General features: G+C 58.6%; 16 protein-coding genes. 11 read left to right on the top strand and 5 right to left on the bottom strand.

Translation table 11 applies throughout. The annotated features are described in order from the left end of the window. Positions 1-2 precede the first annotated feature (2 nt). Positions 3-449 (bottom strand): type II 3-dehydroquinate dehydratase, encoded by a 447-nt coding sequence (gene aroQ, locus DV711_RS13790; RefSeq protein ID WP_114696278.1) that lies wholly within the window; start codon positions 447-449, stop codon positions 3-5. A gap of 212 nt (positions 450-661) precedes the next feature. Between aroQ and DV711_RS13780 the strand changes: the two genes are divergently transcribed. From DV711_RS13780 to DV711_RS13770, 3 genes are read left to right on the top strand one after another with little or no spacing between them, the layout of a single operon-like run. Then, positions 662-1,462 (top strand): hypothetical protein, encoded by an 801-nt coding sequence (locus DV711_RS13780; protein WP_133297462.1) that lies wholly within the window; start codon positions 662-664, stop codon positions 1,460-1,462. A gap of 33 nt (positions 1,463-1,495) precedes the next feature. Next, complete coding sequence (locus DV711_RS13775) at positions 1,496-2,260, top strand: ParA family protein (protein WP_114696275.1); 765 nt, start codon at positions 1,496-1,498, stop codon at positions 2,258-2,260. Positions 2,261-2,288: 28 nt separating this feature from the next. Next, positions 2,289-3,470: an alkaline phosphatase family protein gene (locus tag DV711_RS13770; protein ID WP_114696274.1), complete on the top strand. Its 1,182-nt coding sequence runs from the start codon at positions 2,289-2,291 to the stop codon at positions 3,468-3,470. Positions 3,471-3,485: 15 nt separating this feature from the next. On the opposite strand, the gene DV711_RS13765 is transcribed toward DV711_RS13770, so the two are convergent. The 3 genes from DV711_RS13765 to DV711_RS13755 form a co-directional block, all read right to left on the bottom strand. Continuing rightward, positions 3,486-4,385 (bottom strand): GGDEF domain-containing protein, encoded by a 900-nt coding sequence (locus DV711_RS13765; RefSeq protein WP_114696273.1) that lies wholly within the window; start codon positions 4,383-4,385, stop codon positions 3,486-3,488. A gap of 173 nt (positions 4,386-4,558) precedes the next feature. Then, positions 4,559-5,095, bottom strand: coding sequence for an inorganic diphosphatase (gene ppa / locus DV711_RS13760; protein ID WP_114696272.1), 537 nt, complete (start codon positions 5,093-5,095; stop codon positions 4,559-4,561). 110 nt (positions 5,096-5,205) lie between these two features. Beyond that, entirely contained in the window at positions 5,206-6,174 is a 969-nt protein-coding gene (locus tag DV711_RS13755; protein ID WP_114696271.1) for a class 1 fructose-bisphosphatase, read from the bottom strand. Between the two features lie 319 nt (positions 6,175-6,493). Here DV711_RS13755 and mpl point away from each other — a divergent pair, with 319 nt between their 5' ends. The 7 genes from mpl (at position 6,494) to DV711_RS13720 (ending at position 12,105) form a co-directional block, all read left to right on the top strand. Beyond that, positions 6,494-7,879, top strand: coding sequence for a UDP-N-acetylmuramate:L-alanyl-gamma-D-glutamyl-meso-diaminopimelate ligase (gene mpl, locus DV711_RS13750; RefSeq protein ID WP_114696270.1), 1,386 nt, complete (start codon positions 6,494-6,496; stop codon positions 7,877-7,879). Between the two features lie 59 nt (positions 7,880-7,938). After that, on the top strand, positions 7,939-8,571 hold the full coding sequence (locus DV711_RS13745; protein WP_279386517.1) for a flavin prenyltransferase UbiX: 633 nt from the start codon (positions 7,939-7,941) through the stop codon (positions 8,569-8,571). A 14-nt stretch (positions 8,572-8,585) separates the two neighbouring features. Continuing rightward, positions 8,586-8,843 (top strand): YkgJ family cysteine cluster protein, encoded by a 258-nt coding sequence (locus DV711_RS13740; RefSeq protein WP_114696331.1) that lies wholly within the window; start codon positions 8,586-8,588, stop codon positions 8,841-8,843. Positions 8,844-9,003: 160 nt separating this feature from the next. Then, entirely contained in the window at positions 9,004-9,747 is a 744-nt protein-coding gene (gene tsaB, locus DV711_RS13735) for a tRNA (adenosine(37)-N6)-threonylcarbamoyltransferase complex dimerization subunit type 1 TsaB (protein ID WP_114696268.1), read from the top strand. A 2-nt stretch (positions 9,748-9,749) separates the two neighbouring features. Beyond that, positions 9,750-10,571, top strand: coding sequence for an undecaprenyl-diphosphate phosphatase (locus DV711_RS13730; protein WP_114696267.1), 822 nt, complete (start codon positions 9,750-9,752; stop codon positions 10,569-10,571). A 379-nt stretch (positions 10,572-10,950) separates the two neighbouring features. Continuing rightward, positions 10,951-11,259, top strand: a complete 309-nt coding sequence (locus DV711_RS13725) for a hypothetical protein (RefSeq protein ID WP_114696266.1) — start codon at positions 10,951-10,953, stop codon at positions 11,257-11,259. A 33-nt stretch (positions 11,260-11,292) separates the two neighbouring features. Continuing rightward, positions 11,293-12,105 carry a class I SAM-dependent methyltransferase gene (locus DV711_RS13720; RefSeq protein ID WP_114696265.1) on the top strand — a complete coding sequence of 271 codons (813 nt, stop codon included), beginning with the start codon at positions 11,293-11,295 and terminating at the stop codon, positions 12,103-12,105. Positions 12,106-12,141: 36 nt separating this feature from the next. Here the strand turns inward: DV711_RS13720 and DV711_RS13715 are convergent, their stop codons facing one another. Then, on the bottom strand, positions 12,142-12,363 hold the full coding sequence (locus tag DV711_RS13715; protein WP_114696264.1) for a SlyX family protein: 222 nt from the start codon (positions 12,361-12,363) through the stop codon (positions 12,142-12,144). Positions 12,364-12,590: 227 nt separating this feature from the next. Here DV711_RS13715 and DV711_RS19700 point away from each other — a divergent pair, with 227 nt between their 5' ends. Further along, on the top strand, positions 12,591-13,052 hold the full coding sequence (locus tag DV711_RS19700; RefSeq protein WP_114696263.1) for a cold-shock protein: 462 nt from the start codon (positions 12,591-12,593) through the stop codon (positions 13,050-13,052). Positions 13,053-13,120 lie beyond the last annotated feature (68 nt).

Genomic DNA, 13,120 nt, shown 5'->3' with positions numbered 1-13,120 from the left:
AGTCAGTGGTCTGACTCCAGGCTGCGTAGCGCCGCCTGCAGTGCCAATTCGTAGCCCTGTGCCCCCAGACCACAGATCACCCCGACCGCAAGGTCAGAGAAATAGGAGTGGTGGCGGAAAGGTTCGCGCTGGTGGACGTTGGACAGATGGATCTCAATAAAGGGGATCGCCACCGCTGCCAGCGCATCGCGGATCGCGACGCTGGTATGGGTGAAAGCGGCGGGGTTGATCAGAATGAAGTCAATCTGTTCGTCACGGGCCCGGTGGATGCGCCCGATGAGCTCATGCTCGGCATTGCTCTGAAAGCTTTCGAGTCGATGGCCAGACGCCTGGGCCTGCTGCTGCAGGTTAGCGGCGATATCGTCGAGCGTGGTAGCGCCGTAGATATGGGGTTCGCGGGTGCCCAACAGGTTCAGATTCGGACCGTTTAGCACCAGTAGATTGGCCATGAGATTCCTCGTTGACGCCACCGGGGAGGCGCAAAAAGTGGTAGTTTGACGTAATCGTGGCAGGGAGTCTAGTTATTAGTGTTTTTTCTGTAGATCAGCGGATTTAGCAACAAGATTCCCACATTTTAACCGGATGAGACCGCCGTAATGGCCTGTTGTTCCCCGGTAGCCGTGCTATGATGCCGGATCGGTCGTTTAAGGGTATTTTCAGAATGAACACAGGCAGGATCGCAGCACTGTTGTTGATTGCGCTGGGGATGGCCGGTTGCACCTCTGTGCCCTCATCGAACAAGGCTCCCCCGGCAAAGGTGGAGGAGCGTTCCAGCCCCTCTCGCAGCACCTCGCCCCCCTCCATGACCGCGGCCGAAAAAGTTCGCGTGATGCAGGTCTTGGATCTGCTCGACCGGGCCGATCAGGCGTTCAAAGCCAAGCATCTGACCTCACCGCGCGGTAATAATGCATTGGAGTACTACCAGCAGGTGCTGCGCATCATTCCCGGATATCAGGAAGCGGAGCAGGGTATCGACCGAATCGCCGAGCGTTACCTGCATTGGGCCGAGGCCGCCATCGCTGAGGGCCGCACCGGTGCGGCCCGAAACTATTTGACCAAGTCCCGTCAAATCAATCCCGACTCGACTGAACTGAAGCGAGTGCAGCAGCGTCTTAAATCGGCTAAACCGGTGGTTGTGTCAGCTCCGCCAGCAAAGGCGCCAGATCCGAAGGTTGAGCCTGCCGATGTTGATCCTCAGTCGGCGCGGATTGCCGGTTCGGATAATCGTTATATCCAGTTACAGCCTCAGGCGTTGAAATCCCGTAGTCCCGCTATGAAGGCGTTGCTGGCGCAGTTGGCCGATCGAATTCAGGCCGAGCAGGCGCGAGTGATCATAGAAGCACCCAGCGATCCCCAAGGGCGCTGGATCTACCAGCAACTGAACCAGCGGCATGAAGAGTATCGGATAAGGGCCAATCTGCGCCTGGCATCAAAGCCGGCGATCCGACTGCTACCGCGCTGACAAGGATAAGCCAAACACAGAAGGAGTCGATCGATGCGGACCGTCGTATTTAACCAGAAAGGAGGTGTCGGCAAATCCAGTATCGCCACCAACCTGGCGGCAATCAGCGCCAGCCAGGGCAAGCGGACATTACTGGTGGATCTGGACCCTCAGTGTAATTCCAGCCACTACCTGCTTGGCGACAGGGTCAACGACCTTGAACATGACATCATGGGCTTCTTTACCGAGGTGTTGGAGTTCCGCCTCAATGGGGTCGACTTCGGCAGCTATGTATCGAATTCCGGGTTGGATAACCTGGACCTGGTAGCGGCGAATCCGTTACTGGGCGACCTGCACGCCAAGCTTGAGGCCAAGCATAAGATCTACAAGCTGCGAGAAGCCTTGACCGGGTTGTCCGAGTACGATGCGATCTATATCGATACGCCGCCGGCGTTCAACTTCTATACCCTGTCGGCGCTGGTGGCGGCGACCAACTGCCTGATCCCTTTCGACTGCGATGAGTTTTCCCGTCAGGCGCTCTATGCCCTGCTGCAGAATGTGCAGGAGGTTCAGGTGGATCATAATCCGGAGCTCCAGGTTGGCGGTATTGTCATCAACCAGTTCCAGCCTCGGGCCACCCTACCGCGCCAGATCGTCGAGGGGTTGAGGGAGGATGAGCTGCCGGTGCTGGACAGCTTTATCTCCTCATCGGTCAAGATGAAAGAGTCTCACAACGAGAGTCTGCCGCTGATTCATTACGCCCCCAAGCATAAACTGACCCAGGAGTTTGTGGCCCTTTACCAAGAGTTGGGCGACTAGCCTGGATAGGCCACAGAAGGATTTGATTATGGAGCAGCGTTTACCTGGCTTGGATGACCCCTGGTTGCTGCCGGATTACGATCGCAGCATCGTCAATCTGGTTACCAGCATTGCCCAGAGAGAAGCACCGGCGGCCGAGCTCTACCCGGGATTGGTGGAACTTGAACAGAGTCGTGTGCACGAGCGCCCCGTGGCGCTGCTGGTTATCGACGGCCTGGGTTATCAGTTTCTGCAGCGCTTTCCAGACAGTTATCTGGCCCGTCATTGTGCCTCCCGCCTGACCTCCTGTTTTCCCACCACCACCGCGACTGCGGTGACCGCTCTGGCGCTGGGGGTGCCGGCGCAGCAGCATGGCATTCCCGGTTGGTACACCCATATGCGCGAACTGGGTGGGGTGGTGATGCCGCTGCCTTTTATCCCGCGAGGTGGTGGCAGCTGTTACAGCCGAAAAGGGGTCCAAGCCCAGCAGATGCTGGATGTTTCGGCGCTGTTACCGCAGCTGTCGCGGCCGGTGAGGGTCTGTTCGCCGGCTTATATCAGCGACTCTGATTTTAGTCGCGCGCTCTATGGTCGCAGCCGACGGGGGCCGTTTCAGGGGCTGGAGCAGTTTTTTGAGCGGCTCAGTCAGGGACTGGAGCAGCGCGGTAACCCATTGGTATGGGGGTATTGGACCGAGCTGGACGCGATGGCCCATGAGCTGGGGGTCGACAGTCCGGAGCTGGAAGAACATTTCTGGCAGATCGATCAAAAGTTTGGGCAGTGGCTGGAGTGGCTGGCCGGCAGCGACACGCTGGTGCTGGTCACCGCCGATCACGGCTTGATTGATTGTCGCGATGATCAGCGTCTTTTACTGGATCAGCATCCTGAGATCGATGGGATGTTGCGGTTGCCTCTCTGTGGTGAACCGCGGGTGGCCTTCTGCTATCTAAGACCGGGCGCCGAGGCCGAGTTCGTCGATGCGATCGAGCAGCAGGCGCCGGGACTGTTCGGCGCTGTCGAGAGTGAGGCGCTGTTGGAGGCCGGGCTGTTTGGCCGGGGGCAGCCGTCACTGCGGCTGCGGGAGCGGATCGGTGATCTGACCCTGTTGGCGCGGGACCAGGCGATTATCAAGGACCGGCTGCTCCAGGAAGATGCCTTCAATCAGCGTGGTGTGCATGGTGGGCTCAGCGCCCAAGAACTCTATGTGCCGCTGATCGTGGCCGAACCCTGAACACAGGGCGGGGTGTTAACCCTTAAAGATCTGGAACCGAGCTCGTCCTTTATCCTTGGCTTGGTAGAGGGCGATATCGGCTTGCTTCATCAGCTCACGGGAGTTGTTGTTGCCGGTATCGAACATCGCGATGCCGATGCTGACGCTGACTTCCAGTCGATTCTGCTCCAGCTCGATCGGCTTGGAGAATTCTTCGATCAGGGTGGCCGCCAGGGCCTCCACCTCAGCGTGGCTGGTTACCCCCTCCAGAATTACCGAGAACTCATCGCCCCCCAGGCGCGCGATATTGCTGTTTTCCGCCAGGCAGGATTGGAGCTTTACCGCCACTTTCTTCAGCAGGGTATCGCCGGTGGGGTGTCCGAAGGTGTCGTTGATCTGCTTGAAGTGGTCAAGGTCCAGCATCCAGAAGGCCAGACCGTAGTTTTCCTGGCGTTGCCGCTCCAACGCCTGATCCAGTGATTCCATCAACGAAAAGCGATTCGCCAGACCGGTCAGACTGTCGGTGCGGGCGCGTTTTTCCAACTCGCGCTCGGCATCCTTGCGGGCGGTGATATCGAGAATGGCGCCGACGATACCATCGATGTTCTCCTCGGCCGCATGGAAGGCCGCCTTATGAAACATCACATCCCGAATCGATCCGTCGGCGTACCTGACCTGCGCTTCGTAGATCTGTTCGCCGCGACTGTCGTACAGGGCTTTGTCGGCCTCGTAGTAGACCTTGGCTAGCTCGGGGTCGAACAGCTCAAACACGCTCTTGCCTACCAGCTGATCCAGGTTGAGGCCGATGTAGTTCTCAAACGCCCGGTTACACCCCAGGTAGCGCCCTTCGGCATCTTTGAAGAAGATTGGTGTGGGTACGGCGTTAATAACCGCCTGCAGCAGGTTAGTTTCGGTGAGACTTGAGGACTTCAGCATGGTTAGCAACCCGGATTATCGAAAAACACCTGTGCGTCTAGGCATGGATTCGATAACACAACTATAGATCGGATTCTGAACGAACAGTTGATCAGTCGCAGGGCAGGGGCAGTTTAAAGCGGTCAGAGACAAAAAAGCCGGCCCAGAGGCCGGCTTGTGCTGCGCAGGAAGTGTTACTTCTGCGCTTCGTAAGTCTTGGCGCCTTCTTCGATGGCAGCGCGGGCAGCGGCCGCGTCGGACCAGCCTTCGACCTTGACCCACTTGTTGGGCTCGAGGGTCTTGTAGTTCTCGAAGAAGTGCTTGATCTGGTCACGCAGCAGTTGCGGGATGTCTTCAACATCCTGAATGTCGCCGTACTCTTTGCACAGCTTCTCGTGCGGAACGGCAACCAGCTTGGCGTCTTCACCAGCTTCGTCGGTCATGTTCAGGATGCCGACCGGACGGCAGCGGATTACGGAACCGGTCAGGACCGGGTGCGGCGCGATGACCAGCACGTCAACGGGGTCGCCGTCATCGGCCAGGGTGTTGTTGATGTAGCCGTAGTTGGCCGGGTAGAACATCGGCGCGGTCATGAAGCGGTCTACCATGACGGAATCGGTGTCCTTATCGATCTCGTACTTGACGGGTACGGCGGCGTTGGCCGGAATTTCGATGATGACGTAGATGTCGTTGGGCAGCTCTTTACCCGCAGGGACTTTTTCAAAGCTCATGCTATAGCCTTCTGTAAAGTTAGGGGTGAAAACGGATGAGGCGGATTATACGGGAAGCCCCGGGGCCATTGCCAATACGACCATGGCCCTAGGTTATCCAGCGCTAAGGATCAGTTGCCGTGGTAGCGCAGCACGGTTTCTACCTCTTCCTTGGAGCCCAGCACCACGGAAACACGCTCGTGAATCTGCTCGGGCTCGACATCCATGATATCGATCTGGGTGTTGACCGAACGACCGCCGGCCTGCTCGATCAGGAAGCTCATCGGGTTGCCTTCGTACATCAGGCGCAGTTTGCCCGGCTTCTGCGGAGCCCGTGAGTCCCAGGGGTACATGAAGATGCCGCCGCGGGTCAGGATACGGTGGACTTCGGCTACCATCGAGGCGATCCAGCGCATGTTGTAGCGCTTACCCAGTGGACCCTCTTCGCCCTGGAGCAGGTCGGCGACGTAGTCTTTCACCGGCTGGTCCCAGAAGCGTTGGTTGGACATGTTGATGGCGAACTCCTTGGTGGTCTGCGGCACCTGAACCGACTCGCGGGTCAGGTAGAACTCGCCGTTGCTACCCAGGGTAAACATATGCACGCCGTTGCCGGTGGTCATCACCAGGATGCAGGACGGGCCATAGAGCACATAGCCGGCGGCAACCTGTTTGCGGCCGGACTGCAGGTAAGCGGCCTGTTGGGCCGGATCGCTGTCATTGGGCGCTTCAAGAATCGAGAAGATGGTGCCGACCGAGACGTTGATATCGATATTGGAGGAACCGTCCAGCGGATCGAAGGTGACCAGGAATTTACCTTCCGGATCGCAGGCAACCGGATCGTCTTCCTCTTCGGAGGCCAGGCCCGCAACCAGATTGGTGTTGCTCAGGGTCAGCTTGAGGATGTCGTTGGCGATCACATCCAGCTTTTTCTGGGTCTCGCCCTGGACGTTTTCGGTTTCGGCAGCGCCTAGGATACCGGCCAGAGCACCGTCCTGGAGTTTGCCGTCGATCTCCTTACAGGCGGCCATCAACAGGTTGACGAGTTCGATAAGATCGGCGGGGGTTTCTTGCTGCTTCAGGAACTGAGTGAGCCGTAACATGTTGGGTCCTATGGTGGAGTCTGTCAGAGCTTGGTATCGGGTTACGCAGCTACGTATTGCAGCTGCATGAACGAATTATGGCAACGGTTGGAAAAATTGCTGCGAATGATACGTCAAGGCTGGGGTGAATGCATGAAAATTCAGTGCTGGGATCGGTTATTTCTTGATCCGGGGCAAAAAACCATAACGGGCCAGGTTTTGGGGCGGCAAATAAGTCTGTTGTACCCCTCGGAAGCCCGGGTTTGCGGTCGCGACAGTGCGATCCAGTTGCTATGATCGGCAGCGTTTTTCATTTGCTAGTTAGCGCTCGAGGAGAGTTATGCACCTGCATATTTTGGGAATCTGCGGCACCTTTATGGGCTCGCTGGCGCTGTTGGCCAAGCAGCGGGGATTCCAGGTCAGCGGTTGTGACGCCAATGTTTACCCGCCGATGAGCACCCAGTTGGCGGAGCAGGGGATCGAGCTGCTCGAAGGTTATCTTCCGGAACATCTCCAGGCCAGGGAAGGACGCAAGGCGCCTGATCTGGTGATTGTCGGCAACGCGATGTCGCGCGGTAATCCCTGCGTCGAGTATGTGCTCGACAACAATCTGCCTTACACCTCGGGCCCCCAGTGGTTGGCCGATCATGTACTGCAAGATAAGTGGGTAATGGCAGTGGCCGGAACCCACGGCAAGACCACCACCAGCAGCATGTTGGCTTGGGTCCTGGAAGATGCCGGAATGGCGCCGGGCTTTCTGATCGGCGGGGTACCCGGAAACTTCGGTGTATCGGCGCGTCTCGGTGACACTCCGTTCTTTGTTGTTGAAGCCGATGAGTACGACACCGCATTTTTCGATAAGCGCTCCAAGTTTGTCCATTACCGCCCGCGCACCGCGATTCTGAACAACCTCGAGTTTGATCATGCCGATATTTTCGATGACTTGGCTGCGATCGAGCGGCAGTTCCACCATCTGGTCAGAACGGTGCCGTCCCAGGGTCAGCTGATCGTACCGAACGATGATGCCAACCTGGCACGGGTGCTGGAGCAGGGCTGCTGGAGTCCGGTGGTGCGGTTCGGCGCCGATGATGCTGGCCAAGGTTGGTCGGCGCGACTGCTCAGCGACGACGGGTCGACATTCGAGGTGTTGCTCGATGGAGATGCGGTGGCCGAAGTACATTGGTCACAAACCGGACGGCACTCGGTCATGAATGGGTTGGCGGCGATGGCGGCGGCACGCCATGTCGGGGTCACGCCCGAGCATAGCGCCGCTGCGCTGGGGCGCTTCCAAGGGGTTAAACGCCGGATGGAAAAGGTCGGTGAAGCGGCTGGTATCTGCCTGTATGACGACTTTGCCCATCACCCGACCGCGATTCAGACCACGCTGGAGGGGCTGCGGGCCCGCGCCGGCGACAAGCCGGTGGTGGCGGTGATCGAGCCCCGATCCAATACCATGCGACTCGGCAGCCATCAGCAGGCATTGGCGCCCTCGACGGCGTCGGCCTCTGAAGTGCTCTGGTATCAGCCTCCGGGCTTGAGCTGGGGGTTGGATGCGGTGGTGGCCGACAGCCCGGTACCGGCCAAGGTGTTCGATAACGTCGATGCTATCATTGAAGCGATCAAGGCCTACCAGGGCTCGGGAGCGGAAGTGGTGATTATGAGTAACGGCGGCTTCGAAGGGATCCATCAGCGGATGCTGGCCGCACTGCAGACGCTGCAGCCGTGAGCGCACCCAAAGCAGCCATGAGCGAAGAGACAACAGCCATGACCGAAGAGACAACAGCCGTGAGCGAGCAAGCAGCGGCTCTGCAAGGCGAGCCTGTCAGTGTCGCCTTGACCGGAGCCTCCGGTGCCCAGTATGGCTTACGCCTGATCGAATGCCTGGTGGCGGTCGGCCGACCGGTGTATGTGATGATCTCGCGGGCGGCTCAGGTGGTGATCGCCACCGAAACCGACGTCAAAATTCCTTCCGATGTGGAGAGGGCGCAACAGAAACTGACCGGGCTTTACGGCGCCGTGCCGGGCCAGATCCGAGTGTTCTCCCGGGATAACTGGTTTGCCCCGGTGGCTTCGGGTTCCGGCTCTCCGTCGGCGACGGTGGTCTGCCCCTGCAGCACTGGCAGTCTGTCGGCCTTCGCCGTGGGTGCCAGCGACAACCTGATCGAGCGGGCGGTCGATGTGGCCCTGAAAGAGAGGCGCAAACTGATTCTGGTGCCCCGCGAGGCGCCCTATTCCGAGATCCACCTGGAGCACATGCTCAAGCTGACCCGAATGGGCGCGGTGGTGATTCCGGCCAGTCCCGGCTTTTACCATAAGCCCGACAGTGTCGAAGCGATGATCGACTTTGTGGTGGCCCGGATCCTGGACCAGCTCGGTATTGATCAGCAGCTGATGCCGCGCTGGGGCAGTGAGCGTTGACGATCGGCTCGGACATGGATTGCCGGGTCGGCTGCGGCGCCTGCTGTATTGCGCCGTCGATCAGCTCGCCGATTCCGGGAATGGCCGACGGCAAACCGGCCGGCGTGCGTTGTGTCCAGCTCGATGACAATAACCTTTGCCGCATCTTTGGCCAGCCCGAACGGCCGAAGGCTTGCTTGGCCTTTCAACCGGCGCGCTGGATCTGCGGTGACTGCAACCCTCAGGCGTTTGAGCGGATTGCGCTGCTGGAGCGCGATACTGCTGAAACCTGAGGCCTAAAGCTCAGCTCGGGTATCCTTGCCCTTGCCCCACGAGCCTTGCAGCCCCGGGCGACCATTCTTGATCAACGCTATTTGCCTCGCAATTTAAGCGCCAGGTTAATAGAATTGCGCCTTTCAAACTTTACCTTCTCAGCGGTGGCGTCGCATCCCCATGTCCAAAATCCTTGCCTTAGATACCTCTACCCAGGCTTGTTCGGTCGCGCTCTGGCTCGACGGTGAAGTCCGCGAAGACTTCCGCGATCTGCCGCGTCAGCACACCCAGTTGCTGCTGCCGATGGTGCAGCAGATGCTGGATCAGGCCGGCGTGTCGCTAAAACGGTTGGACGGTATCGCGTTCGGCCGTGGCCCCGGTTCCTTTACCGGACTGCGGATCTGTACCGGGGTCACCCAGGGGCTGGCTTTCGGTGCGGACCTACCGGTGGCGCCAGTCTCGACCCTGGCAGCGCTGGCGCTGCAGGCTCGTCATAGCGATCCGGACCTGGACGGCGCCATGGTGGCGATCGATGCGCGGATGGATGAAATCTACTGGGGCGCCTATCGCTTCGATACGGATACAGGACTGCCGATTCTGGCTGCCGATGAGCGGGTCTGTCCGCCGGAGCGTGTCGAAGAGAACCCGCTGTTCGCCCAGGGGCGCTGGATCGGGATCGGCTCGGGCTGGAATTACCGGGAGCGCTTGCCGGCTTCAGTGCTGGCGAGGGTCGAGACGATCGATCCGCAACCCGAGCCTCGGGCGGCGGCGATTGCCGAGCTGGGAGCGGCGATGATTGCCGCCGGGCAGGGGGTGCTGCCGGAGCAGGCGCTGCCAGTCTATCTGCGTGATGATGTGGCCAAGAAGAAGGGTGAGCAGAAGAAGGCGGATCAGAAACCCGCTCAGAAAAAGGGCGAGGGCTGAGCATGGCGCTGAGCTATATCCTGCTGCTGGCGTTGATCCAGGGGTTGACCGAATTCCTGCCGATCTCCAGCTCGGCCCACCTGATTCTGCCGTCCCAGGTGCTGGGTTGGCCCGACCAGGGGCTGGCGTTCGACGTGGCGGTACATGTGGGCACCTTGGTGGCGGTACTGCTCTATTTTCGGCGTGATTTTTCTCTGCTTTTTCTGGGTTGGCTAAGATCTGTAATTTCTTTGCCTGGTCGAGAAAGGCGTTCAGGGGGTTATAGCAGGATGGCCTGGGCGATTGTTATCGCTACTATACCGGCTGTTATTGCGGGCTGGTTGTTAAACTCGTTTATTGATATATACCTCCGCTCCGTACTAGTTATAGCCATAGCGACAATTTTCTTCGGTTTAATCCTGTGGGTTGCAGATCTGAAGCGTACTGAAAAGTTCCGTAGAGTTGATGATATCGGCTGGAGAGGAGCGCTGATTGTGGGAATGGCTCAAGCAATAGCGTTGATTCCTGGAACTTCAAGGTCAGGTATCACTATCACCGCGGGGTTGATGCTGGGGTTGACTCGTAGGGCTGCTGCCCGCTTTTCTTTTTTGATGTCGGCACCGTTAATCCTGGCTGCGGGGCTGTTCAAGACGCTGGAGTTGATCGAACAGGGCTCCGATGCTCCTTGGGGTGACGTGGCGTTGGGGGCGGGACTCTCCTGCGTCAGTGCTTATCTGTGTATCCATCTGTTTATGGAGCTGATCAGTCGTATCGGCATGACACCCTTTGTGATCTACCGGTTGCTGCTGGGGCTGTTGTTGCTCGGGGTCTATTTCAGCCTCTAAATTTGGTTTCTGAGTTGCTCTATCGGCTGTCGATCGGTTTGCATCGGCCGCCGGCTCAGCTAGAATCCCGAGGAAACCGAAACCAAGGGAACCTGCGAACAAGTCTCTGCGGCTTCTGCAAGAGCCTGAAGTGTGCAAGTTCTAGGCGCAAGCTGCAGCTAATGGCCGTCGCCCTTAGCAAAGGTTGCAACGACGAAATTGTGTGCTTCAGGCCTTGCCCTGAGGGGCTTTCAGCTTGATCCGCACTCTGCGTTGCAGTTTTTAGCAAGGTCTAGACATTGCTTCAAAACTGCGCCTGGATTGCGAACCAAGCTGAAAGCCAGAAGTTCGCAAGGACTTATTCGCAGGTTCCCAAGCCTTAACGCTGGACTTTGCCTGAATGCGGATCGACGCGTCCTTTAATTTTCCTCAGCTGCCGAAACGGACCGGCCAGCCGTCGACCTCGGTTGCATCGCCTTCCGAGCGTGAACAATCCGGTTCTGAGGAACGACGCCCGCAGGTGCAGTTCGATCTGGCCGCCGGGATCACCGCCGCAAGGGCTGAGCAGAGTGCCGGTAGCGGTTTCTACTCCACCGACCGCCAATTGCCGCTATCCGGTCAGCAGGCGGTGGATACCTATCTGACCAATGCGACCCTGAGCTTCACCCCGGGTGAAGCCGAATGGGTCGGTGTTGATACCTATGCTTAAGCGCCGGCTTAACGCGCAGCATTGAACCCCTCAATGGTTGCTGATTCTTCCTGTCCATTGTCTGAGCTGTCGCTGCAGCTCTGGCCCGAGTCCGAAGCGGATTGCGAGCGAGCTAAGCAGCTGGCCGATCAGTTACAGCTATCGATCTGCCCGGTGGGCACCGATCCACAACAGCTGGGCGATGTCGCGATGCTGCTCAGTGTCGGTTCCCAGGGGCTGGCGTTGCAGCAGACCGGGCCCAAAGCGCCAGGGCCGGTACGGGTCGATTTCTTGGCCGGCGCGGTGGCCCATCGTCGTCGTTTTGGTGGCGGTAGTGGTCAACAGATCGCCAAGGCGATCGGCATCAAGCCGGGGGTCAGGCCTCGGGTGGCGGACCTGACGGCTGGCCTTGGACGTGACAGCTTCGTACTGGCCGGATTGGGGTGCGAAGTCCAGATGGTTGAGCGGATGCCGGTGGTGGCGCTGCTGCTCGAGGACGGGCTGCGCCGGGCGGCGTTCGATCCTGAAGTCGGCGAGATTATCGCCCGGATGCGGCTCTACCAGGGCGCGGCTAGCCAATGGTTGGAAGACTGTGACCCGCATCCAGAAGTGGTCTATCTGGATCCGATGTTTCCCCACAGCAGCAAATCGGCTCAGGTGAAGAAGGAGATGCTGCTGTTCAGAACGCTGGTGGGAGCGGACGAGGATGCCGACGAGCTGTTGGAGCTGGCGCTGGCCAAGGCGGAATATCGGGTGGTGGTGAAGCGTCCACGCAAGGCGCCGACCCTGGGTTCCCGCAAGCCAAGCTACAGCTTGGAAGGCAAGTCGGGGCGCTTTGATATCTACACCCTCAAGGCGATGAAATAGCCCCCGTCTCTGTTGTCTTAACGCTGCGCTAACGGCTCAATAATGGGGCGGCGGTGGCTCGTCGGCCGGATTGCTGGTCGGACCGGTGCCGACCTGCTTGAGTTGTTCCGACAGCAGCTTCACCATCCGTCCCAGACGTTCGATCTCCAGCTGTTGTTTGGCCAGCTCATCACTGAGTGACTGGATGCTGTCGTCCTGAAAAGCCTGGCGGCTTTGCAGTTCAATCAGTTGATCTTCAAGGCTCTCGGTAGGCTCCACGGCCGTTTCTCCATCTAGCTAAGCTGTTGAATCTTGTCTTGAGAATCGGTATATAAAGGCTATCTTCCGGATCCCGCCGTTCAGCTGGCGCAGCTTTCGGGAGTCGGTTCGATACCGGCGAAGTCTCGGCGTATCGAGTCTCTTACTAGCTATACCGTAGCGATACCCCAGCGTAAATCTGATGGGGCGTGACTGTTACTAATCGTGAAAATTGTGAGAAGTTTATAATGAAAACAAAGACAATGTTACTAGGTGCCGTGTACAGCGGTGTGGTGGCGGCAGCCGTCGGTGTGATCCACAGCATGATGCTCAAACTCCCCTCTGAAAATGTCGTGGCGGCGATGGGAACGGTGTTCGTTCTGACTCTGATCGCCAGTCTGATGACGGCGGCTTCGGCTTCCGGTACCAGCGGATCCGCTCAGAGCTCGTCTTCCCGCGTCAACGGTGGTGCTGAAGTGATTTCGGCCAGCGAAGCCAATGATGACCGCGAAGGTGGTGTGGTGAAGTGGTTCAATGTGACCAAGGGGTTCGGCTTTATCACCCGTGACCAGGGAGATGATGTATTCGTTCACTTCCGTTCCATTCGTGGCACCGGGCACCGCTCCTTGAGTGAAGGGCAGCGGGTCAAGTTCGAAGTGGTTCAAAGCGACAAGGGCCTTCAGGCCGAGGATGTCTCGGTGATCGCCTGATCTGTTCGCCAGATCCAGACAGAAAAACGCGGCCAAGGCCGCGTTTTTTTATGCCAATCGGGATGTGA

Source organism: Motiliproteus coralliicola (assembly GCF_003345655.1).
In the GTDB taxonomy this organism is placed as follows: Bacteria; Pseudomonadota; Gammaproteobacteria; order Pseudomonadales; family Balneatricaceae; genus Motiliproteus; species Motiliproteus coralliicola.
The sequence above is the reverse complement of the archived record's forward strand: the minus strand, read 5'-3'. Positions and strand labels throughout refer to the sequence as shown.

Coding starts and splice junctions, on each gene's coding strand:
- aroQ (WP_114696278.1), bottom strand. CDS start 449: ATGGCCAATCTACTGGTGCTAAACGGTCCGAATCTGAACCTGTTGGGC.
- DV711_RS13780 (WP_133297462.1), top strand. CDS start 662: ATGAACACAGGCAGGATCGCAGCACTGTTGTTGATTGCGCTGGGGATG.
- DV711_RS13775 (WP_114696275.1), top strand. CDS start 1,496: ATGCGGACCGTCGTATTTAACCAGAAAGGAGGTGTCGGCAAATCCAGT.
- DV711_RS13770 (WP_114696274.1), top strand. CDS start 2,289: ATGGAGCAGCGTTTACCTGGCTTGGATGACCCCTGGTTGCTGCCGGAT.
- DV711_RS13765 (WP_114696273.1), bottom strand. CDS start 4,385: ATGCTGAAGTCCTCAAGTCTCACCGAAACTAACCTGCTGCAGGCGGTT.
- ppa (WP_114696272.1), bottom strand. CDS start 5,095: ATGAGCTTTGAAAAAGTCCCTGCGGGTAAAGAGCTGCCCAACGACATC.
- DV711_RS13755 (WP_114696271.1), bottom strand. CDS start 6,174: ATGTTACGGCTCACTCAGTTCCTGAAGCAGCAAGAAACCCCCGCCGAT.
- mpl (WP_114696270.1), top strand. CDS start 6,494: ATGCACCTGCATATTTTGGGAATCTGCGGCACCTTTATGGGCTCGCTG.
- DV711_RS13740 (WP_114696331.1), top strand. CDS start 8,586: ATGGATTGCCGGGTCGGCTGCGGCGCCTGCTGTATTGCGCCGTCGATC.
- tsaB (WP_114696268.1), top strand. CDS start 9,004: ATGTCCAAAATCCTTGCCTTAGATACCTCTACCCAGGCTTGTTCGGTC.
- DV711_RS13730 (WP_114696267.1), top strand. CDS start 9,750: ATGGCGCTGAGCTATATCCTGCTGCTGGCGTTGATCCAGGGGTTGACC.
- DV711_RS13725 (WP_114696266.1), top strand. CDS start 10,951: ATGCGGATCGACGCGTCCTTTAATTTTCCTCAGCTGCCGAAACGGACC.
- DV711_RS13720 (WP_114696265.1), top strand. CDS start 11,293: ATGGTTGCTGATTCTTCCTGTCCATTGTCTGAGCTGTCGCTGCAGCTC.
- DV711_RS19700 (WP_114696263.1), top strand. CDS start 12,591: ATGAAAACAAAGACAATGTTACTAGGTGCCGTGTACAGCGGTGTGGTG.